Source organism: Aquicella lusitana (genome assembly GCF_902459475.1).
GTDB classification, from domain to species: domain Bacteria; phylum Pseudomonadota; class Gammaproteobacteria; order DSM-16500; family DSM-16500; genus Aquicella; species Aquicella lusitana.
Map to the genome: position 1 here is coordinate 1,313,465 of NZ_LR699114.1, position 20,889 is coordinate 1,334,353.

Below are 20,889 nucleotides of genomic sequence, written 5' to 3' on the forward strand. Positions count from 1 at the left end.
AATACGCGTCTAGACTTGTTATCCCCGCGCAGAGCGGGGATAACAAAAGTCATGCAACTGGCACGACTTGTATTGCCAAGCCCTTCTCTCCCTTTCTTGCCTCGAAATCAGGATGAATAAAATATCCTGGAATCATTGCCAGAACACCCCCCGCAAAGATGAGCGGAAGCCTGTCCCGCTCCCATGGCAAAACATCCCATTCCTGTAAAAGATTTTTTAATGTACGCCGGCCCCGTCCCGGTATAGGTATTTTCTCACCCCCCTGACGAAACCTGACTGAAACCTGTTGTATATCAGCGCGCAATCCGGCACCCTCAAGCATCGAGACATGCAATGCCCCAAGAAATGGCAGGGGCAGCGGGCCGGTTAAGTCCCATTCAAATTGCTGTTTTGGATCATGAGGTAAGAGGCTGGACATTAAATAAAGCTTGTCCCTATGCCTTCTCAATTCCGTATTTCCCCATTTCACAACAGGCAAGCGATCCCAATTTGCACTCAGCACATTGAGGCGGATAGTTTCCATTTTTCGGGTATCGGGCACCGGGAACCCTGACCGCTCGATCCAGGTGCGCAGCATCCAGCGCTGCTTAGGCGCATCAAGCGGCAACAGTTTTTCAATCGAAAGCGGCTGCGTATCCGCATTCTCCAGATTAAACGCTGGCGTGGTTAATTCAGCCAGCAGAGTGTGGGCTTCTGCGCAATGCCCTGCGCTGCGGGAAATGGCGCTTACTATTGTAGGCCAGCGTGCTTTTAACGGACCCAGAATAGTATGACGAATAAAGTTCCGCGTCAGCCTGAGATCCTGATTAGACTCATCCTCCATCCATTCAAGATGATGAGCATCTGCATAATGCCTGAGTTCAGCACGGGGAAAGGCCAGAAGAGGTCTGCCATGAAAACCGCGCGCAAATGGCTTGAAAGAAGGCATGGCTGCCAGTCCTTTCAACCCTGCACCGCGAAATAATTGCAGCAAGAGCGTTTCAGCCTGGTCATCCTGTTGGTGCGCGGTAAGCAGTATATCGCCTTCTCCAAGACATTCCGCCAATACCGCATAGCGCCTGGTTCTGGCTATTTCTTCCAGGCTATCACCCGGCGCCAGATCCAGTTGAATGGCATGTTCGATATAAACAATGTCATATTCACGACAAACACGCGCGCAATGTTTTGCCCATTTATCCGCCTGAGCACTCAGGCCGTGATGAATATGGATTGCTTTTAACTTGAGAGGAAAAACAGTGCGCAATTCAGCGCAAAGCGACAATAACACGTGTGAATCCAGACCGCCGCTATATGCTAGCCAATACGTTTTGTCAAATCCATGTCGAGCGCAGAAAGCAGAGACTGCCTCAAACAGGGTCATGCACTCAACCCGTAAGACATAATACGTTTGTGACGCTCTTCAAGTAAGGTAGAAAGCGGATAGGATTGCAGCTCAGTCAGTTGTTCTATTAATTTCTTTTTCAGTGTTTGTGCCATGAGATCATAATTACGGTGTGCGCCGCCCAATGGCTCCGGGATAATATCATCCACCAGCCCCAGCTTTAAAATTTTATCAGCTGTCAGGTTCATGGCGTCCGCCGCTTCTGGCGCTTTTTCCGCACTCTTCCACAGAATGGATGCACATCCTTCAGGTGAAATCACGGAGTAAACAGCATGCTGCAGCATGAATACACGGTCACCTACGCCAATAGCCAGTGCACCGCCGGAACCGCCTTCGCCAATTACCGTACAAATGATAGGTGTTTTAAGGCGTGACATGGCAAAGAGATTGCGGGCAATGGCTTCACTCTGGTTGCGCTCTTCCGCACCGATGCCGGGATACGCGCCCGGCGTATCTATAAAAGTAATAATGGGGAGCTTGAAACGCTCAGCCATTTTCATGATACGCAGCGCCTTGCGATAATCTTCAGGGTTAGGCATGCCAAAATTACGCTCTATTTTTTCCTGGGTTTTGCGCCCCTTTTCATGGCCGATGACCACCACCGGCTGGCCTTCCAAACGGGCCAATCCCGCGATAATGGGTGCGCCGGCGGACAGCGCTCTATCCCCCGAAAGTTCATCAAATTCGGTAAAGACACGGGAAAGATAATCAATGGTATGGGGTCGTTGCGGATGTCGCGCGAGCTGTGTGACCTGCCAAGGGGTCAGCCTGCTAAATGTCTCTTTTATCAATTGGTTACATTTAGTTTCTAAACGGGTAATTTCCTCGCTCAAATTAATATCCGCATCGGTTCCCACCATGCGTAATTCCTGAATCTTGGCTTCAAGTTCAGCAATGGGCTGCTCAAAATCGAGAAAATTGATGTTCATGTTTTAAACCTATGCTAAAGCGAAAAACCGATATAATACCTAATCTTTGTGATTAAAACTAATACCACGGTGCTTTTTTGAGCATCTTATTGGCTTAAACCTCTGTACAGAGGGCTTAAACTGGACTCTGGCCATTTTTGAAAAACGTTCACAAAAACTGTCATCCTGAGGGAAGCGCATTACTGTCCAGTAAATTTCTGTTCTCGCCGTCCCGCTGACAAGCAGCAGGACGCCGGCGGAAGGGAGTAATGGAATTTAATGCGAGGACTATCCAGTAGGTGAGCCTTCAGGTAGCCTTCCTTTCCATTCCCACTTTTTTATCAAAAGAAACAGCAAAGCACTTTGAGAGGTAAGCCATGACTTCCTTGGGAATACCGTCCGGTTGAGACCTGTCTACCCATTTTGTGGCTTCTTCCAGCTGTTTCTGCAACATTTTAAGCTCGGGCTCTTCCTGCTCTGAAGCATGTCTGATGAGGGTTTTTATATATTCGTGAATACCATTGGTGTTTCTGTCCGTGTCATCGATCAACGCAAAAGGAATGGCTTTCAATAGGTCCTTATAATAGATTTCGTAATTTGCGAGACCTTCGTCAGGTAATTCTTTTCTGTTTGTCATTTCCTCCAGCTCATGATGCAGCTTTGCTTCATTTTCCAACGTATCACTGAATGGCGTACCGCGCGGGATCTCACCTTTTTCCTGCCTCAGCACATGAAAGACGTGCATGTTTTTATTGTCTTCCTTGCTGGGAAGACAGGATAAAACCTGGATAGCGTCCAATTCTGGTTTTGATAATCCCAAGCCAAATTCTTCATCCTGCAAAAAACGTTCAATTAAAAACTTGAAGCTGCTAAACGAAGCAATATAAACAGGATAATTTGCCTCTATCAGTGTCTTGAAAATAGCCCGCCATTCTTCTTTATTCCCCGTCGGTTCCAGCAAGCCCGCCGCTTTGAGTTTGTCCCAAATAAAGGCTTGCTGCTCAGGTGACCATTTTTCTTCTACATTTACCTCAAGCTTTATCTTATTCGTCTTCGCATTAATTTTATCTTTGAAGAGGGCTGCCGCTTCTTGGTTACCTTCAGCAAGCAGCTGATTAATGATATTTCTGGCGGAAATATGCAAATGATGGCGGCTGATAGTGTAATCAAAATCAAAAATGCAAACGGGTTTGCTTTCTTTTGCCATAAAGAATCGATTTTCCACTCTTGTTCTCCTTGCTCCGCTGCCTCTATCAATAAATCATAACACAGTAACTGCTGAGGCAAAATTAACCAGCCTATGACCGGGCGAAAGCATGGCAAAATTCGATAACTGCTGTTAATGTATAGGCCAGTCAAGTCAGGGACCCGTACAGATCATGGATCTCAATTTTGTTCATTTACGTATACATACAGAATATTCTTTGCGCGATGGTTTAATTACCATCCCCTCACTGATGGAAAAGGCTGCTGCCTTTGGGATGCCAGCCATTGCCATTACAGACCTGGGCAATTTGTACGCTATTGTCAAATTCTATCAGGCGGCTATCAGCGCAGGTATTAAGCCGATTATCGGTATAGATATTCAGGTTGCCGTTAACAGTGATTTAAAAGAACTCTCCCGCCTGACTCTCCTTTGCCAGACACACGAAGGTTATCAAAACCTGTTAAAACTGGTTTCAAAAAGTTATCTGGAAGGGCAAGCCAATGGACAGCCTGTGGTCCAGAAAGCCTGGCTTTCCTCTTCCTTAACAGAAGGATTGATCGCCCTCTCCGGCGCCCAGGAAGGCGATATCGGGCAAGCTTTGCTCCGTCATGAGCAAGAAAAAGCTCAAGATTGCCTGGCTTTCTGGCAATCGCTTTTTTCCAACCGTTTTTATATTGAAGTCAGCCGAACGGGCAAGGCGCAGGAGCATGAATATATTCAATCGGTAGTGAAACTGGCTGAATCAGCTTCCGTACCTGTCGTTGCGACCAATGACGTACGATTTCTGACCCGGGATGATTTTGAAGCCCATGAAGCCCGCGTCTGCATCCAGGAAGGTGTGACGTTGAATGATCCGCATCGGCCAAGACTTTATACAGACCAGCAGTACTTACGCAGCCAGGCGGAAATGCAAAAGCTGTTCGCTGACATACCAGAAGCCCTTGCCAATTCCGTTGAAATCGCAAAACGCTGTAATGTCACCTTTACCCTGGGCAAAAGCCAACTGCCCCACTTCCCAGTGCCAGCTGGCTATACGACTGAAAGCTATCTTTCTGAAGTTGTTAAAGAAGGCCTGGAAGAACGTCTGAAAAATCTTTTTGATACCCAAGCTGAAGACTTTGCAACTCAACGCAAGATTTATGATGAGCGGCTTGAACAGGAACTACAGGTCATCAACAAAATGGGTTTTGCGGGTTATTTTCTCATCGTGGCTGACTTCACTAAATGGGCCAAGGAAAATGGCATCCCTGTAGGCCCAGGTCGTGGTTCCGGACCCGGATCGCTGGTTGCCTACGCGCTAAAAATAACCGACCTGGATCCGCTTGCGCTCGAACTTCTCTTCGAACGATTTCTGAACCCTGAGCGTGTATCCATGCCCGATTTTGATATCGACTTCTGCATGGAAGGCCGCGACCGCGTCATTGAATATGTCATGAATAAACATGGGCATGACAGTGTTTCCCAGATCATCACTTACGGTACGATGGCAGCCAAGGCAGTCGTACGTGATGTGGGACGTGTATTGGGACTGGGCTATGGCTTCGTCGACAAAATAGCCAAACTGATCCCCTTTGAACTGGGCATCACTTTGGATAAAGCCATGGAACAGGAGCCGCTGCTGCGTGAACGCTATGAACAGGAAGAAGAAGTTCGCACACTGATTGACCTCGCGCGAAAATTGGAAGGCATCACTCGTAATGTGGGCAAACACGCGGGCGGTATTGTCATTGCGCCGGGGAAATTGACTGACTTTGTGCCGCTTTATTGCGAACCCAACGAAGCCTCACATCCTGTCACCCAATTTGACAAAGATGACGTGGAGGCGGTCGGCCTTGTCAAATTCGATTTTCTGGGATTAAAAACACTCACCATCATTGATCGCGCATTAAAAGTCATTAACCTTAATCGTGCAAGAAAAAACGAAGCGCCCATCGATATCAGCCTGATTCCACTAAATGATCCTGAATCATTCCGTTTGCTGAAAGCCTGTCAATCCACCGCTGTCTTTCAACTTGAATCACACGGCATGCGTGATCTTATCAAACGTTTGCAGCCGGATTGCTTTGAAGATTTGGTTGCGCTCGTCGCCTTGTTTCGGCCCGGACCACTACAGTCCGGCATGGTGGAAGACTTTATCAATCGCAAACACGGACGCGCCAAAGTCATTTACCCCCATCCCAAACTGGAACCCATTTTACGGCCTACTTACGGTACCATTGTCTATCAGGAACAGGTGATGCAGATCGCACAGGTACTGGCTGGCTACACCCTGGGCGCTGCAGATATTTTACGCCGCGCCATGGGTAAGAAAAAACCGGAGGAAATGGCTAAACAACGTGAGATCTTCTGCCAGGGTGCTGTTGAACGCGGAGTGAATGCGGATGTTGCCACCCATATTTTTGATCTGATGGAAAAATTTGCGGGTTATGGATTTAATAAATCCCATTCCGCTTCGTATGCCCTCATTGCTTATCAGACTGCGTGGCTGAAAACGCATTATCCTGCAGCCTTTATGGCCGCCGTGCTGTCTTCGGATATGGACCGCACAGAAAAAGTGATTGTGCTGCTGGATGAATGCAAATCACTCAAATTGCACGTTTCCCCGCCAGACATCAATCATAGTGATTACTTTTTTAAAGTAGAGGATGACAAAAACCTCGTCTATGGATTAGGCGCCATCAAGGGCGTTGGTGAAGCAGCGATTGAAAATATTATTGCCGCGCGCGAACAAAATGGGCCTTTCACGGATTTATTTGATTTCTGCCAACGTATAGATTTGCGCAAGGTCAATCGGCGTGTACTCGAAGCGCTGATCAAATCAGGTTGTTTTGATACGTTTGGCAAACATCGGGCTTCACTGATGGCTTCATTGAATAATGCCTTACAGCAGGCTGAACAGGCCTTGCACAATGAAACGTACGGTCAGCATGATTTGTTAGGCATGACAATGAACACCGCACAGCCGCAGTATATTGAGGCTCTGCCCTGGCCGTCTGATCTGCAATTGCAAGGAGAAAAAGAAACCCTTGGATTTTATCTGACAGGTCATCCTCTGCATCAATATCTTGAAGAACTTGCTCACTTTACAACATGCCGTATAGCCGAACTCCATCCCGCGGAACATCAATCCGCCTGCGTTGCGGGGATCATTTCTCTCGTTCGTACCCGCCAAACTAAACGCGGCGATCGCATTGCAATCGTCACGCTGGATGATGGAACCACACAAATTGAAATGGTCTGTTTTGCCGATGCTTACCAGAAATACCGCGAATGGCTCAACGAAGACCAGCTGGTCGTTATCGAAGGGGATGTCAGCCTGGATGAATTCAACAACCTTCCGCGCCTGGTTTGCCGTGATTTGTACACCATCGACCAGGCCCGGGCACGATTTTCTAAGTGTCTGCAAATTCATGTCTCAGAAATGGCATTTGATATGCAGCAGCTAAAATCCCTATTGATTTCGCATCGCGGTGGCAACTGCCCAGTCGTGTTTCGTTATGAAAACAACGGTATTAAAGCGGATATCACGCTTGGGAAAGAATGGCTGATTAAACCCGCCGAAACATTATTAAGCTTGCTTCAAAGTGCACTACCGGAAGCTCAAGTGCAGTTTGTTTATTAATGCGGGAAAATACAACATAAAGGAACTTCCTCCTTTCTAATACTTTCTTAAGGTAGCTCGAGTAGGATACGCTGCTAAAAATCTTATTATTATAAAATAGAATGAGGAAAGAGGAATGTTCAGGTATCAAAGCATTCCTGGCTGGAAAGTATTTTCAACTTCGAAGGTAAGCCACCAGGGCAAAAAGCAGTCGTCTTGTCTTTTTTTTAAACGTCACTATTCCACCGGCAAACCGAATGCATGGTCATACGTCACTTCTCCCTATCGGGTATCGGATGTTTTAATGGGCAAAAAAAGCTTGCCGACGGGATTGCATTTTACTATTACCAATCCTAATTATATCACCCGCTCACTGGACGATTTAAAAACAATCTTTGCAGCCATCGGCAGCACTGGGCATAATGAGCATCCTTATCGTTATCCCAGAAAAATCATCGTATTCAAACCACAGCGAAAAGCAAAACAGCAGCTTGCCGCCATTGTTGCAGGTGAAATAAAGATTGAAGATGACCATCATTTTGTTCATGTCTGCAGCCGATTGAATCATGTCGTTCAACAGGCTGTTGCCGATCATCATAAAACTTATAAAGAAATGGAGCGAGAAATTGAGAATTCCGTTTATGAAGCCATCCATTCATCCAGCGCCAGCAGGAATAAAATCAGGGAACAGTATTTAGAAATCATTGATGCTATCCATTCACGCACATTAAGTTTTTCGCCTGCTATCATTACTTCGACAGCAACAAAAATCATCATGGATGATTTATTACGTGATTCAATAGAATCCACGACTTATTCTATCGTCGTCGATGTCGTTTCCGATCAGGTTAAAAAACAGCACCTAACTTCGCTGAATAGCGTTTCTGAGCAGGATCGTCAGCAAATCATGTTGATGCTGCCTCAATTTAGTGCAGACAAGCGCTTAATGCAGGTCATGGCTGGCGGACCTGCTTCAGGCAAATCCATGACGACCAAGCAGTTCGCTGCCAAAATGAAAACGGAGTACGAACTTAACCTGTCCGACTTTGCTTTCATTTCAACCGACCGTTTCAGGCTCTTCCTACTCAAAGATGACGAATCCATTGGCACAGATATTGCGCTGCGCAGCCTGCACACGCAGGATGAAGCGCGTATGATAACCGAGGAAACGCTGAGGTTAATTACGAAAAAACTAACTTTGACGGGCTATGCACCTAATATCTTTATGGAAACGGTATGCCCCATTGATGAGGAAATTCAAATGGGTACACAAGCCGGCTGTAAATTGCGAGTGTCGCTGACTTCTTACCCGCCGGAAAAAGCTGTGGAAGGCAATTACCAGCGGTATTTATCGACTCAGGAAAGACTCCCGCCTGTTTCCGCGGTATTGGGGGGGCAGCAACTGGTCAGCAGGGAAACGCCTAAAATTCTGGCCAAGCATAGCGGCAAGGATATTGTCATGACGCTATATAACACCTATGCATTACTTCATGAATCAGGCGAAAAGAATGCCCTCATTGCTGCATTTCACTGCGAGCAGGACAAAATTATTATTCGTGATATTAAAGGGATGTTAGATTTCATTAAAAAATCCCATATCAATCCTGTCGCAACGAGTACCGAAGCGATTTATTTGTCACCCCGGAAAATTACACAGGATGCACTCATAACGGATTTTCTAAAAGAATATGGAAATAAAGAAATACTGTTTATCGATCCGTCTGCCAAAGACATCGATTATGATACGGTTTCACACCACCTCTATGCTATTTATTCCCATAAGAAGGGTTTAGTGATTAAAAATAAAGAGCTTTTTAATAGCTTGGTGACGCGTGACCCGGTAAGCAAACTGCTTTTTGATCAATTAAAATTCAAACAGGAGATGTTGGAATCTTATAGAATGAGTAAAGTCTAAGTAAAAAGGACTTTACTCTTTTTCAGATAGCGCTAAGATCAAAGAAAGGGTCGAGAATAAGGATATCTTTATGTTCTGTCGATTTTTTTTACCGAGAGCGCAATTAGGCAAACTTCCTTTAAGAGAAGGTGTTAATCCAATGAAATTTGTTAACAGTACAAAATCAAACAATCATCTGTTCAGCAAAAAGCCTTACAAGGATTCGCTAAAATCAATTCCAGCAGCTGAAGCAAACTCGTTAAGTAAAACGGAACTCGGTACAGCTGACGCACTGGAGCAAAGCGGCGAGAGTGACCATCCCCTATTTAACTTCCACAATTAAGCTTTTAGCCAGTTTAAACGGGCAAGCTGTGACTTATGCCGGGCCTAAGGTTTAATACTTAATTTCGCCTTAATAAAATAATTGTATAATTTTTGCCTATAAAACCAGGTATTATTACTCAGGCCATCCCTATGCTAGATCTATTACCAAAAGAAATTTTTTTGCATGTTCTATCCTATTTACCGTTACGCGATAAAATGCGCGTATTTTTCATCAACATCAGCAGCTATAAGCTTCTTGGAGAGGATGAAACATGGAAATTTTTTTGTTTAGCCGAGCAAGTGAAAGTATCAAAAGATAAAACAGCAAAAGAAGTTTATTTAAAAGCAAACGGTTTTATTACAACCCATACTGCTGAGACATATTACACAACAGGCAATTTGATTAGATTGTACCATCAGCCGACATCAGCGTATCCTTATCCCAGAAAATCGGATGATATTACATTAAAAGTCATTACCGAATCATTTCCCTCATCAAGAATGGTGTCACTTTACCCTTCCTTGTCTGATGCGCTTCATTACGCAAAATTCCGGCAAAAACTTTTCCAGCTAATTCCAATGGAATGTCCAGCTGTGTTTAGTGTTAAAGTAAATACGGAAGCTGTTTTTAAACAAAAAACGCGTCGGTTGGCAATCGCTTCTGAGGTTTATTATAAAAAAGAACAGCATTTATTATATTTTTTCTCTGCCAAGCAGGAACAAATAAAAAGTTTTCAAATTGAAAGTTTAAATGAGCGAAAGTATCAGTCGATACAAATTCCCAATAATCAATAACGTATTTTCAACGCTTAAGCATTGATTTCTTGCTTTGTAACGCTCAAGATCACCTGACTGGAGTAATAATCCAGCCAGAAGCAATGACATAAGAAAAAGAGGTACCTTGTATCCAACGTTACCGGGACTAGACTTCAATCTTGGCGTTTGCCTTCTGGCTTTGCTTATATAATTCGTATTCAAGCAGCCCTTCACTATTTTGTACCTGCTCGGCAAAAACGGCATATTGCTTTTTATCAAGCGAGCCCTGCTTGACGGATTTCAATGCCACAATGCCATAGCCATTTGGCAGTTTCGTTACACCATATGTGGCTTTGCCCGAATTGGGGATAGGCGCAGGCAAACTGAAGGCCGTATCTAAAATAGCCGAATCCACTTGCTTGGAATAACGGCCAATGTTGCCTGTTTTATTCCATGTCAAATTAAAAGACGCAGCCAAGGTGACAGGATCACTACCAGCCTGCAATTTCGCCTTAAAATCTTCAGCAAACTTGGCTGCACGCGCTTCCGCTTCTTCTGTTTTGAGTTTGTCTTCAATTTGCCTTGAAATATCTTTCAGCGGTATCAGCGTTGAAGGAATGTGCGACTTCATTCGCAGCACAATCACAGTTTCAGGGTTCAGCTGAATAACATCGCTATTGTTTTGCAGATTCATCACATCATTGCTGAAGGCCACATCCCTTACCTTTTTATGCTGTGAAATATCGCTGCCAGATTTATCTTTGCTAAACAGCTCGCTGGTTTTAATAGGTAAATTCAGCGTTTTTGCCGCGGTTTGCAAACTATCCGGGTGTTCATAAGTCAGATCGGCCAGCTGCTCCCGCAACTCGGCAAACTTTTCTTCAGCATGCTGACGGATATAGGCTTCTTTTACCTTGTCCCTGACCGCATCCAAAGGTTGTATTTTAGGTTCCTTGATATCTATTACCTTAACAAGGACAATGCCTTTTGGCGTGGTGATGGGCTCAGAAATCTGGCCGGGCTTGGTCAAGCCTGCCACAGCTTTTTGCCATTCAGCTGGGATCTGGGTCAGCACCATCCAGTCTTGTCCTTTGAGATTGGCGTCACTGGGATATTGCTGCGCAATCTGGGAAAAATCATTGCCCTGCGCGATAGCCTGCAACGCCGCCTCAGCCTTGCGTTGGGCCGTAGCAAAGTCTTCCTGCGAAGCTGTTGCTGGCACAGGAATTTCTATACTGGCAAGCTTCCAAGAAGTTGGTTGGGTATAGGAGTTAATATTTTCATTATAAAAGCTCTTTAACACTGCCTCAGTTGGATGAATGCGACTTGATAATTCCTTGAGCGACAATTCAATATAATCCACATTCATCTGTTCGGGCGTCATGAAATCATTTTTATGCTGTTCGTAGTACGCTTTGATTTTTTCAGGCGCAATGACAATAGGCTGCGAAAGGAAATAATGTAAGGGAATATTGATATATTCAATATCGCGTTCCTGATTAACCAAGGCAATGGTGTAATTCGTTTCGTCAGGCAGGGAAAAAGAAGTCAGAATAATACCCAATTTAGGCTGATCGATCAGCAGACTGGTTTTGATCAACTCAAGAAACTCGCCAGTGGATAAGAGGGAAGAAGATAAAATTTCCTGGAAACGGTCAACTGAAAATTGCCCATCTACCTGGAATTCCGGCATGCTTTGCAAATAACTGTCAATCTGGCGATCAGAGACATGGAACCCTTCTTCAACGGAAGCTTGCTTCAGCACTTCGATTTCGATTAATGTCTGCAAGGCTCGATCTTTTAACGCTGTCTCATCCTTCGCAGCATTCAAGCCGTACTGAACTTGTGCCTGACGGCGAAGACGCTCATATGCAACAGTCAATTGCTCTCTGGTGATCTCGGTACCATTTACCTGAGCAACAACGCTATTATTGGTGCCGCCTGTGAAATAGCTATGAATCCCCCACAGGGCAAATGACAGAATGATGATTGTAACAATGACGCCTGCTATCCAACCTTGTGTATAGTCACGAATGGTTTGAAGCATTGTTGTGCTCTCTATTTGCAAAAAAGGCGCGTCTTTGTCACCAAGACACACCTTATTTTTGATCGATGGACATAATTTAACGGAGTGGACGGGACTCGAACCCGCGACCCCCGGCGTGACAGGCCGGTATTCTAACCAACTGAACTACCACTCCTTGGAACACTTTTTATAGCAGTCTTTCGACTTTTAAACACTTTTGGGTGCTGAGGGGATCGAACCCGCGACCTTCGCCTTGTAAGGGCGACGCTCTCCCAGCTGAGCTAAGCACCCAGCAAATCCGCACTGCTTAAGACCCAGTAACGGAATCAAATCTTAGGATTTTGCATCCTCTTTTACAGCTTCTTTAAGTGCTTTGCCAGCTTTAAAGCCAACCACTTTTGCTGCATTAATTTTAATCTTTTCGCCAGTTGAAGGATTTCGTCCTTCACGAGCTGCGCGTTGTTTGACCGTAAACGTACCAAAGTTAACGATCACAACTGGATCACCCTTTTGTAATGAGATAGTTACACCTTCAAGCAGCGCATCAAGCGCACGGGATGCAGATGACTTCGTCAGCTCTGCCTTCTCAGCAATCAGGTCGATCAATTCTGCTCTATTCATACTTTTTTCTCTCTATCCATAATTAAACGAGTGTGTTTCATTCGCCTGCCTGCCATAAACATTCCGTGTAAATTAATGACTTGCAACGAAGTGTGATTTATACCAATAGGGTGAAACTTATGTCAAGCAAGTTAATGTGTTTTTATTAGATTTTTACGGAATACGCTCAAGGCTGCTTCAAACCTGTGCAAGGGCGAGTGACTGGCCCATGGCCTCTGCTTAAATTATGAGCTTAATGGTGGTGTTAATCATCTTCCATCCGCGTAGACGGGAAATCTATTCATCCCTGGCAATAATAGTGTCATAAAAGCGATGAATCCGCTTGCGTGGGAAGACAGAGGATAACGCAGGAATAAGACAGCTTGGTCAATACTACCAGGCACAGTAAAAGTTAAACTTTTTTATTGGGTAAGGATTGGAAATTCTCTGGATGACAACCCCGCGATCTGGTCGCGGGGTGACAATGACAGATTAATGCGCTCTAATGCGTTCCGGTTTTTCATTTTTACGCAGTTTTACTTTCTTACCCACACTGACCAGCGATGACTTGCCCTTTTTGCCTTTGCGGGCTAACCGCTCGGGGTAACCGCTGACAGCGGCGCTTAACACTTCGTCAATCCAGCGCACGGGTTTGATGTTTAAATCCTGCTTAATGTTGTCAGGAATTTCTTTCAGATCCTTGACGTTTTCCAAAGGAATAATAACGTTTTTAATGCCGCTTCGGTGTGCAGCCAACAGTTTTTCTTTTACGCCGCCTATGGGCAATACCTCACCTCGCAAGGTAATTTCACCCGTCATGGCATAATCCGCTCGTACAGGCAATTGTGTTATCACTGAAACCAGTGCCGTGCACATGCTGATACCCGCGCTAGGCCCATCTTTAGGTGTGGCACCTTCGGGAACATGGATATGAATATCGTGTTTATCAAAGAAGTTCTTGGGCACGTTTAACAGGTCTGAGCGAGCCCTGACAACGGATAGCGCTGCCTGGATGGACTCTTGCATAATCTCACCCAACTGGCCGGTATAAATGGTTTTGCCCTTACCCGGCAAGATGACTGCTTCAATGCTGAGTAACTCGCCACCCACTTCAGTCCACGCAAGACCTTTGACCTGACCGATCTGATCCTGCTGTTCTGCGATGTCATAACGAAAACGCCTGACGCCCAGATAATGTTCAAGATCATCCGGCTCAATGCGTGCATTTTCGCCTTTCGTTTTCAGTAACACTTCCTTCACGACTTTTCGGCAAATTTTAGAAATCTCTCTTTCAAGATTACGTACGCCCGCCTCTCTTGTGTAATACCGGATGATGTGCGATACGGTTTCAGCCGGAATTTCGATTTCCGAGGGCTTTAATCCAGCCGCTTCAATCTGTTTTGGAATCAGATGGCGGATGGCAATATTCACTTTTTCATCTTCGGTATAACCTGGAATACGGATGATTTCCATACGGTCACGTAAAGCCGGCGGAATATCGAGGGTATTGGCTGTCGCCACAAACATCACATGAGAAAGATCATAATCCACTTCCAGATAATGATCGTTGAATGCGTGATTTTGTTCAGGGTCTAGCACTTCCAGCAAAGCTGAAGCGGGATCGCCGCGAAAATCCATCGACATTTTATCAATTTCATCCAACATAAAGAGTGGATTATTGACATTTACCTTACCGAGTTTCTGGATAATCTTGCCTGGCATCGCCCCAATATAAGTGCGTCGATGACCACGAATTTCGGCTTCATCACGCACGCCGCCCAAAGACATACGCACAAATTTACGGCCTGTTGCATTGGCAATAGACTGACCTAATGATGTCTTGCCTACACCAGGGGGACCAACCAAACAGAGAATCGGGCCCTTCAGTTTCTTCACGCGTTTTTGTACAGCAAGATATTCAATGATGCGTTCTTTAACTTCCTTAAGACCATAATGCTCGGTTTCAAGGATTTTTTCCGCGCTCGCGAGATTAACACGCGCGGAGCTACGTTTGCTCCAGGGCAGTGACAACATGACATCCAAATAGTTACGGGACACGGTTGCTTCAGCTGATTGCATAGGCATGCTTTTGAGCTTGGCTAGTTCCGCTTCCGCTTTTTCACGTGCTTCATTTGACATGCCCGCCTGTTCAATTTTCTTGGCCAAGGCTTCGAACTCATTGGGCACGTTCTCAATTTCACTTAGCTCTTTCTGTATCGCTTTAATCTGTTCATTTAAATAATATTCACGCTGGGTTTTTTCCATTTGACGCTTGACACGTCCGCGAATTTTCTTTTCCACCTGAAGCAAATCAATTTCGCTTTCAAGCAACGCCATCAGTTTTTCAAGCCGCTTTGGCAAACTCTCCTGTTCCAGCAGCTTCTGCTTTTCATCCAGCTTGATATTGAGATGCGCAGCGATGGTATCACCCAGGCGACTGCCGTCTTCGATGGCAAGAATAGAAGCCATGATTTCAGCAGGAATTTTCCTATTGAGTTTGACGTATTGTTCAAACTGGGACTTCAATGACCGTACAAAAATTTCGACCTCACGGTCATTAATATTTTTATCATCAATCAATTCTATATCAGCAAGAAAGTACTCCTGATTTTCGACGAAGCGCGTAATACTGCCGCGCTTTACACCTTCAACCAGGACTTTTACCGTGCCGTCAGGGAGCTTGAGCAATTGCAGAACGGTTGCCAGTGTGCCAACACGATGAATGGCCTGTTCGCCAGGCTGATCATCCGTCGCATTTTTTTGCGTGGATAACAGGATTTGTTTGTCCGCGGCCATCGCCACATCCAAAGCCTTGATGGATCGTTCGCGTCCAACAAATAAAGGTACAACCATATAGGGATAAACCACTACATCCCGCAATGGTAAAACTGGAACACTTAAGGTGTTTGCATCACTTGGAATGGACGCCATTGTGACCCCTCCATATAATTCTTCAATTAGCTCACTATCCCTGCATTCTGCCCATGGGCAATTGCGCTGGATATCTATTTATTAAGTATAAGCCATTCGCTACTCAGCTGCCGTGGATGATGACTGGTCATGGTTTTCGTAAATAACGATAGGCTTTGTTTCACCATGAATGGCAGCTTCATCAATAATTACTTTAGAGACATGATTTAAGGAAGGAAGTTCATACATTATGTCTAATAAGGTTTTTTCCAGAATGGAACGCAATCCCCTGGCGCCGGTTTTCTTTTCCACACATCGCTCAGCGATGGTATGGAGTGCGGCATCACGAAACTCCAGCGTGACACCTTCCATCTCAAAAAGCTTACGATATTGTTTAATCAGGGCATTCTTAGGTTCTGTCAGAATGCTGACTAATGCATCTTTATCCAGCTCTTCGAGTGTGGCAACAACAGGTAAACGTCCGATCAGTTCAGGAATTAACCCGTATTTGATCAGATCAGCAGGCTCCGCTTCACGCAGAAGACTACTAACCGTTTTTGAGTCATCTTTACCATGAATTTCAGCGGAAAAACCAATGCCCGATTTTTCAGATCGGTCACGGATCAGCTTTTCCAGTCCCGCAAACGCCCCACCGCAGACAAACAGGATGTTGCGTGTATCAACTTGGATAAATTCCTGCTGCGGATGCTTTCTTCCGCCTTGTGGAGGAACAGAGGCAATGGTTCCTTCAATCAGCTTAAGCAATGCCTGCTGCACACCCTCGCCTGATACATCGCGGGTAATGGATGGATTTTCTGATTTACGGGAAATTTTATCAATTTCATCAATGTAAACGATCCCCATTTGCGCTTTTGACACATCATAGTCACAACGTTGAAGAAGCTTTTGTATAATGCTTTCAACGTCTTCACCCACGTAGCCGGCTTCTGTAAGGGTAGTCGCATCAGCGATGACAAAGGGCACATTTAAAAGGCGCGCCAAGGTTTCAGCCAAGAGCGTTTTACCGCTGCCTGTAGGACCGATGAGCAGAATATTACTTTTATTCAGCTCGACTTCATCCTGTTTTGAATGATTGCGCAAACGCTTATAGTGGTTGTAAACCGCCACCGATAGAACTTTTTTAGCCTGCGTTTGCCCAATGACATACTCGTCCAGCGTTTTGCAAATTTCTACCGGGGTAGGCAGCTTGGGTAAGGTATCCGAAGGGGTGGCGGACTTATCATCCCGCGCCTCTTCATTGATGATGTCATTACAAAGCGAAACACATTCATCACAAACATAAACAGACGGCCCTGCTATCAGCTTGCGTACTTCATGCTGGCTTTTGCCACAAAATGAGCAGTGAAATACCTTATCTCTATTGCCGCGCTGGTCATTACTCATAAGATAAGCCTCTTCAGTTTATATTCCTATAAATAGGGATGATTTAGCTAAAATCAACCGCCCTTATTTATATTATTACTTTTTATTGCTGCGATAATCGAGAATCTTATCAACGATCCCGTAATCGCGGGCTCGTTCGGCGGCCATAAAATAATCCCTATCCGTATCCTTCGCGATAATTTCTATAGGCTGGCCAGTATGCTTGGCCAGAATTTCATTCAATCGAGCACGCACTTTTAATGTTTCTTCAGCATGAATGGCAATATCCGACGCTTGTCCCTGAACGCCACCCAGCGGCTGATGAATCATGACTCGCGCATTCGGCAGACAATAGCGCTTATTCTTTGATCCACCAGCAAGTAGTAAGGCGCCCATGCTGGCAGCCTGCCCTACGCACATCGTGCTCACATCAGGCTTGATGAATTGCATGGTGTCGTAGATAGCAAGACCCGCGGTGACAACGCCACCGGGAGAATTGATATAAACGGAAATGTCCTTGTCCGGATTTTCAGATTCTAAAAACAACAACTGCGCCACAATCAAGTTGGCGACGTGGTCATCAATGGCTCCGCCAATAAAGATGACACGGTCTTTGAGCAACCTGGAATAAATATCAAACGCTCTTTCGCCTCTCGCGGTTTGCTCAACGACCATAGGCACCAATTGACTTCTGGTCGGATGATTCAGTATGTCAGACATAACATTTCCCTTCATAAATATATTATATACGAATACCTTTGAGTTCTGCATAACTCATGGTTTTCTCAGTCACGGACACATCTTCCATCAATTTGTCCAGGACTTGATCTTCCATGACTTGCGCTTCAATACCATTGCGGCGTTCAGGAGATGAAAGCCAGGCAATCACCTCTTGCGGATGCTCGTACGCTGCAGCAATTTCCTGTATGCGCTGATTCACACGGTCTTTATTGACTTGCAAATTCGCCTTTTTAGCATATTCTGCGATCAATAATCCCAAGCTTACCCGTTTTTTTGCCACATCATTGAAAGCAGCCATTTCTTCATTGGAATGCTGATGATGATCATGGTGCTGATGCTGTGGATAAATCTCGTCATGGATGTTGTGCGCTTCGCGTTCCACTAATGATCGGGGCACATCGATTGGATTTTGTTCGAGCAATTGACGGAAAACCTGCTCTTTTAACTTTTCTTTCACCAAACGGTCACGTTCCTGTTCGAGTGATTGCTTGATCTGGTCTTTCAAATCATCTACTTTCCCGCTTTTCACGCCTAATTTTTGCACAAAATCATCGTCTAATTCGGGCACATCTGCTTCAAAAACTTGCTTTATTTTTACCACAAAATCAACTGGTTTTCCCGCTCTTTCAGCTGCCGGAAAATCAGCCGGAAAGCTTAAGTTCAAGGTACGCTCTTCTTCTGCCTTAGCACCCTTCAGGCCTTCTTCAAACCCAGGCAGCATGACCTTACTGCTGAGTTCCAGGGGAAAATTCTCGATTTTATTTTCTATATCAGACTTGCCTTCAAAAATCGCATAATAATCGATAACAACCCGATCCTTTTCCTGTGCCGGCCTGTTTACCAATTTCCATTTAGCATATTGTTTGCGCAATTGTTCAACAACACGGTCTACATCGTCTGACGTCACTTCCGTCACGGGCTTTTCAATCGTGCTCATCGAAAATTGAATATTTTCTATGTCTGGCAAGACTTCAAATGAAGCAATAAATTCCAAGGGTTGATTAGGCATCATCAACTTCGGTTCTACCTGTGGCTGGCTGACAGGCTTTAGATCCTGCTCAGTAATCGCCTCATAGAGTGATTTTTGCATCACTTCAGCCAGTGCTTCTTTGCGGGCGTCATCACCGAACCGCTGCTCGATATAGGAAACAGGCGCCTTGCCCGGGCGAAAACCCTTGATATTGGCTTTTTTGGCCAGCTTGTCGAGTTGTCTTGCATAAGCTTCTTCGACTTGGTTGGCTGGCACCACGATAGTCAGGCGGCGCTCGACGTTGTTCACTTTTTCAACTGATACTTGCATGGTCATGACCCCAATGAATCAAAAAATTTTGCCCTATAAAACAAAGGCTTCTCCTCTTTAGGAGTCCATTTTTAAAGGGCGTTATTATAGTAGGAATTTTTAAGTCTGTCTCTGTCTTTCATCTTGCTACAATTTGCTATGCGAAAGGAGAGACTCGAACTCTCACGGGTTACCCCACTGGAACCTAAATCCAGCGCGTCTACCAGTTCCGCCACTTTCGCAATTCTCTTACCTTTAAGGATAGAACAGAACTGCCATTTTTACTGGAGTTTAAGATGACAATCAAGCGGTTAGTCGTATTTTTTATTTGAGGAAGAATTGCCTGCACTGTCAGCACGCTCGCAGAGCATCAGAGCGCAGCGTTAAGAGAGGGCTTTGCGATAGTATTTTATCTCCAACTAATATATAACCTTGATTTTATCTCGCCTGGAGAAAACAAGGAATGTTTCAGTCACATCATAAAAAAATGCTACCACTCGCAATGTTATTATATGGTTGCACTGTTTACGCCGGTCCGATCAGTCCCTCATCCCAAGATGCAAACATTTACAAAAATAGCTGGCTTGCTACCGCGCTCAAATTACAAAGTGAAATCGATCTTTATGTCCCACTGAATGAAGCGACATTCATCGGCACACATAATTCTTATAATGCCAGCCACTATGCCACCCCACTGCGCTATCTTGACCCCAATCAGACACTTTCGATTTACGACCAGCTGGAAGCGGGCGTGCGCAGCATCGAGCTGGATGCGCACTGGACGATGAATAGCCGCGCGGCTAAAGCGATTTTATTGTGTCACGGTCAGGATAATCATTTAGGCTGCAGCATTTTCGATCGTTCCATGTCAGAAGGACTGGAAGAAATTCGAAACTGGTTAAAAGCCAATCCGAAGGAAATTGTCCTGCTTTATATCGAGCGACATCTTGACAAGCATGAACCAAGACTTGCCGCCATGCTTGAAGAATACCTGGGTCCATTTATTTATAAAGCAAGTCTCGCTAGAAAAAATGGCGATAAACCCAAAGGATGTGTTGCACTTCCGAGCGCGCTTACCAAGGACGCCATTTTAAAAGCGGGAAAACAGTTGATTATTGTCACCAAAAATTGTGACGGATCCTCGGTTCGCTACGAAGAAGAAGATAAATTCAGCCAACACTGGAATGACTATGTCTTTGCCGGCATTGGCGATATACCTTCACGTCCTTATACATTTATAGACTCCACTATGAACGCATTCACTGCCTACCCTGATTGCGGAAAATCGACTGTGTTTCAGGATGACAATAACCATGTAAGCATGTGGCGCATATTTGAAGACCGAACGCGGTTATCAAGCATTGAGCGCCCACAAAGAAAATTACAGCCAGAAGACATGCAAGAATTGATGCGCTGCGGTATCAATTGGCCAACGATGGATATGCTTACAACTGCGGATCCTCGCCTTGTTGCGGCTATCTGGAGCTGGGCGCCCTTTTATCCTCAGGAGAGCAAGGGACAATGTGCGATTTATAAAAAAGATTCAGGAATTCAAAATATTCCTTGCGAACAAATGGTAGCAGGCTATGCGTGCAGAGAGAAAAATACGAACGAGCTTAAAGCCGTTTCATTGATCGGTCCCTGGTCCAGCGGCGAGTCCACCTGCCAGCTTAGTGCCGGTAAAAACTGGCACTTTGCGACCCCTATTAATGGTTATCAAATGAATAGTCTAAAAGAATCAATGGGGACGCTGATGCTAACCGAAGTAGGGTTAAATTATTCGGCAGACAAGAATGGGCATTGGGTAGCAAAAAATTAATTAATTTAACCAGTTACAAATAATCGGCACGTCATCTGCTTCCGCCAAAGTGTATTATAC

The 20,889-nt window shown here is 45.1% G+C and carries 14 protein-coding genes and 3 tRNA genes; 5 read left to right on the forward strand and 12 right to left on the reverse strand.

Features of this window, described 5'->3' with window-relative positions:
- Positions 1-49: 49 nt before the first annotated feature.
- From tilS to AQUSIP_RS06020, 3 genes are all read right to left on the reverse strand, one after another.
- Positions 50-1,360: a tRNA lysidine(34) synthetase TilS gene (gene tilS, locus AQUSIP_RS06010; RefSeq protein ID WP_114835238.1), complete on the reverse strand. Its 1,311-nt coding sequence runs from the start codon at positions 1,358-1,360 to the stop codon at positions 50-52.
- Complete coding sequence (locus tag AQUSIP_RS06015; protein WP_114835239.1) at positions 1,357-2,310, reverse strand: acetyl-CoA carboxylase carboxyltransferase subunit alpha; 954 nt, start codon at positions 2,308-2,310, stop codon at positions 1,357-1,359. Before AQUSIP_RS06015 ends, tilS begins: the two co-directional genes overlap by 4 nt.
- A gap of 286 nt (positions 2,311-2,596) precedes the next feature.
- Positions 2,597-3,514 carry a hypothetical protein gene (locus AQUSIP_RS06020; RefSeq protein WP_114835240.1) on the reverse strand — a complete coding sequence of 306 codons (918 nt, stop codon included), beginning with the start codon at positions 3,512-3,514 and terminating at the stop codon, positions 2,597-2,599.
- 154 nt (positions 3,515-3,668) lie between these two features.
- Here AQUSIP_RS06020 and dnaE point away from each other — a divergent pair, with 154 nt between their 5' ends.
- From dnaE to AQUSIP_RS06040, 4 genes are all read left to right on the forward strand, one after another.
- The gene (dnaE, locus tag AQUSIP_RS06025; RefSeq protein ID WP_114835241.1) at positions 3,669-7,118 is read left to right on the forward strand and encodes a DNA polymerase III subunit alpha; all 3,450 of its coding nucleotides are present in this window, start codon (positions 3,669-3,671) and stop codon (positions 7,116-7,118) included.
- 115 nt (positions 7,119-7,233) lie between these two features.
- A complete protein-coding gene (locus AQUSIP_RS06030) occupies positions 7,234-9,012 on the forward strand; it encodes a zeta toxin family protein (RefSeq protein WP_114835242.1) in 1,779 nt (592 codons plus the stop codon).
- A 70-nt stretch (positions 9,013-9,082) separates the two neighbouring features.
- On the forward strand, positions 9,083-9,334 hold the full coding sequence (locus tag AQUSIP_RS06035; RefSeq protein WP_114835243.1) for a hypothetical protein: 252 nt from the start codon (positions 9,083-9,085) through the stop codon (positions 9,332-9,334).
- A gap of 92 nt (positions 9,335-9,426) precedes the next feature.
- Positions 9,427-10,110 carry an F-box protein gene (locus tag AQUSIP_RS06040; RefSeq protein ID WP_147277506.1) on the forward strand — a complete coding sequence of 228 codons (684 nt, stop codon included), beginning with the start codon at positions 9,427-9,429 and terminating at the stop codon, positions 10,108-10,110.
- 127 nt (positions 10,111-10,237) lie between these two features.
- On the opposite strand, the gene AQUSIP_RS06045 is transcribed toward AQUSIP_RS06040, so the two are convergent.
- The 9 genes from AQUSIP_RS06045 to AQUSIP_RS06085 all read right to left on the reverse strand — a co-directional run bounded on the left by AQUSIP_RS06045 (position 10,238) and on the right by AQUSIP_RS06085 (position 19,252).
- Positions 10,238-12,118: a SurA N-terminal domain-containing protein gene (locus tag AQUSIP_RS06045; protein ID WP_114835245.1), complete on the reverse strand. Its 1,881-nt coding sequence runs from the start codon at positions 12,116-12,118 to the stop codon at positions 10,238-10,240.
- An 80-nt stretch (positions 12,119-12,198) separates the two neighbouring features.
- Positions 12,199-12,272, reverse strand: a tRNA-Asp gene (locus AQUSIP_RS06050).
- Positions 12,273-12,315: 43 nt separating this feature from the next.
- Positions 12,316-12,388, reverse strand: a tRNA-Val gene (locus AQUSIP_RS06055).
- A 42-nt stretch (positions 12,389-12,430) separates the two neighbouring features.
- Complete coding sequence (locus AQUSIP_RS06060; RefSeq protein ID WP_114835246.1) at positions 12,431-12,718, reverse strand: HU family DNA-binding protein; 288 nt, start codon at positions 12,716-12,718, stop codon at positions 12,431-12,433.
- Between the two features lie 471 nt (positions 12,719-13,189).
- Positions 13,190-15,628, reverse strand: a complete 2,439-nt coding sequence (lon, locus tag AQUSIP_RS06065) for an endopeptidase La (RefSeq protein ID WP_114835247.1) — start codon at positions 15,626-15,628, stop codon at positions 13,190-13,192.
- A 99-nt stretch (positions 15,629-15,727) separates the two neighbouring features.
- Positions 15,728-17,011, reverse strand: a complete 1,284-nt coding sequence (gene clpX, locus AQUSIP_RS06070) for an ATP-dependent Clp protease ATP-binding subunit ClpX (RefSeq protein ID WP_114835248.1) — start codon at positions 17,009-17,011, stop codon at positions 15,728-15,730.
- Between the two features lie 75 nt (positions 17,012-17,086).
- A complete protein-coding gene (gene clpP / locus AQUSIP_RS06075; RefSeq protein ID WP_114835249.1) occupies positions 17,087-17,710 on the reverse strand; it encodes an ATP-dependent Clp endopeptidase proteolytic subunit ClpP in 624 nt (207 codons plus the stop codon).
- 22 nt (positions 17,711-17,732) lie between these two features.
- A complete protein-coding gene (gene tig / locus AQUSIP_RS06080; protein WP_170131875.1) occupies positions 17,733-19,031 on the reverse strand; it encodes a trigger factor in 1,299 nt (432 codons plus the stop codon).
- Between the two features lie 139 nt (positions 19,032-19,170).
- Positions 19,171-19,252 (reverse strand) — tRNA-Leu (locus AQUSIP_RS06085).
- 221 nt (positions 19,253-19,473) lie between these two features.
- Here AQUSIP_RS06085 and AQUSIP_RS06090 point away from each other — a divergent pair.
- Entirely contained in the window at positions 19,474-20,829 is a 1,356-nt protein-coding gene (locus AQUSIP_RS06090) for a phosphatidylinositol-specific phospholipase C domain-containing protein (protein WP_114835251.1), read from the forward strand.
- Positions 20,830-20,889 lie beyond the last annotated feature (60 nt).

Bases quoted from the DNA above. Each gene is read 5' to 3' on its own strand.
- tilS (WP_114835238.1), bottom strand. From the start codon at position 1,360: ATGACCCTGTTTGAGGCAGTCTCTGCTTTCTGCGCTCGACATGGATTT.
- AQUSIP_RS06015 (WP_114835239.1), bottom strand. From the start codon at position 2,310: ATGAACATCAATTTTCTCGATTTTGAGCAGCCCATTGCTGAACTTGAA.
- dnaE (WP_114835241.1), top strand. From the start codon at position 3,669: ATGGATCTCAATTTTGTTCATTTACGTATACATACAGAATATTCTTTG.
- AQUSIP_RS06030 (WP_114835242.1), top strand. From the start codon at position 7,234: ATGTTCAGGTATCAAAGCATTCCTGGCTGGAAAGTATTTTCAACTTCG.
- AQUSIP_RS06035 (WP_114835243.1), top strand. From the start codon at position 9,083: ATGTTCTGTCGATTTTTTTTACCGAGAGCGCAATTAGGCAAACTTCCT.
- AQUSIP_RS06045 (WP_114835245.1), bottom strand. From the start codon at position 12,118: ATGCTTCAAACCATTCGTGACTATACACAAGGTTGGATAGCAGGCGTC.
- AQUSIP_RS06060 (WP_114835246.1), bottom strand. From the start codon at position 12,718: ATGAATAGAGCAGAATTGATCGACCTGATTGCTGAGAAGGCAGAGCTG.
- lon (WP_114835247.1), bottom strand. From the start codon at position 15,628: ATGGCGTCCATTCCAAGTGATGCAAACACCTTAAGTGTTCCAGTTTTA.
- clpX (WP_114835248.1), bottom strand. From the start codon at position 17,011: ATGAGTAATGACCAGCGCGGCAATAGAGATAAGGTATTTCACTGCTCA.
- clpP (WP_114835249.1), bottom strand. From the start codon at position 17,710: ATGTCTGACATACTGAATCATCCGACCAGAAGTCAATTGGTGCCTATG.
- tig (WP_170131875.1), bottom strand. From the start codon at position 19,031: ATGCAAGTATCAGTTGAAAAAGTGAACAACGTCGAGCGCCGCCTGACT.
- AQUSIP_RS06090 (WP_114835251.1), top strand. From the start codon at position 19,474: ATGTTTCAGTCACATCATAAAAAAATGCTACCACTCGCAATGTTATTA.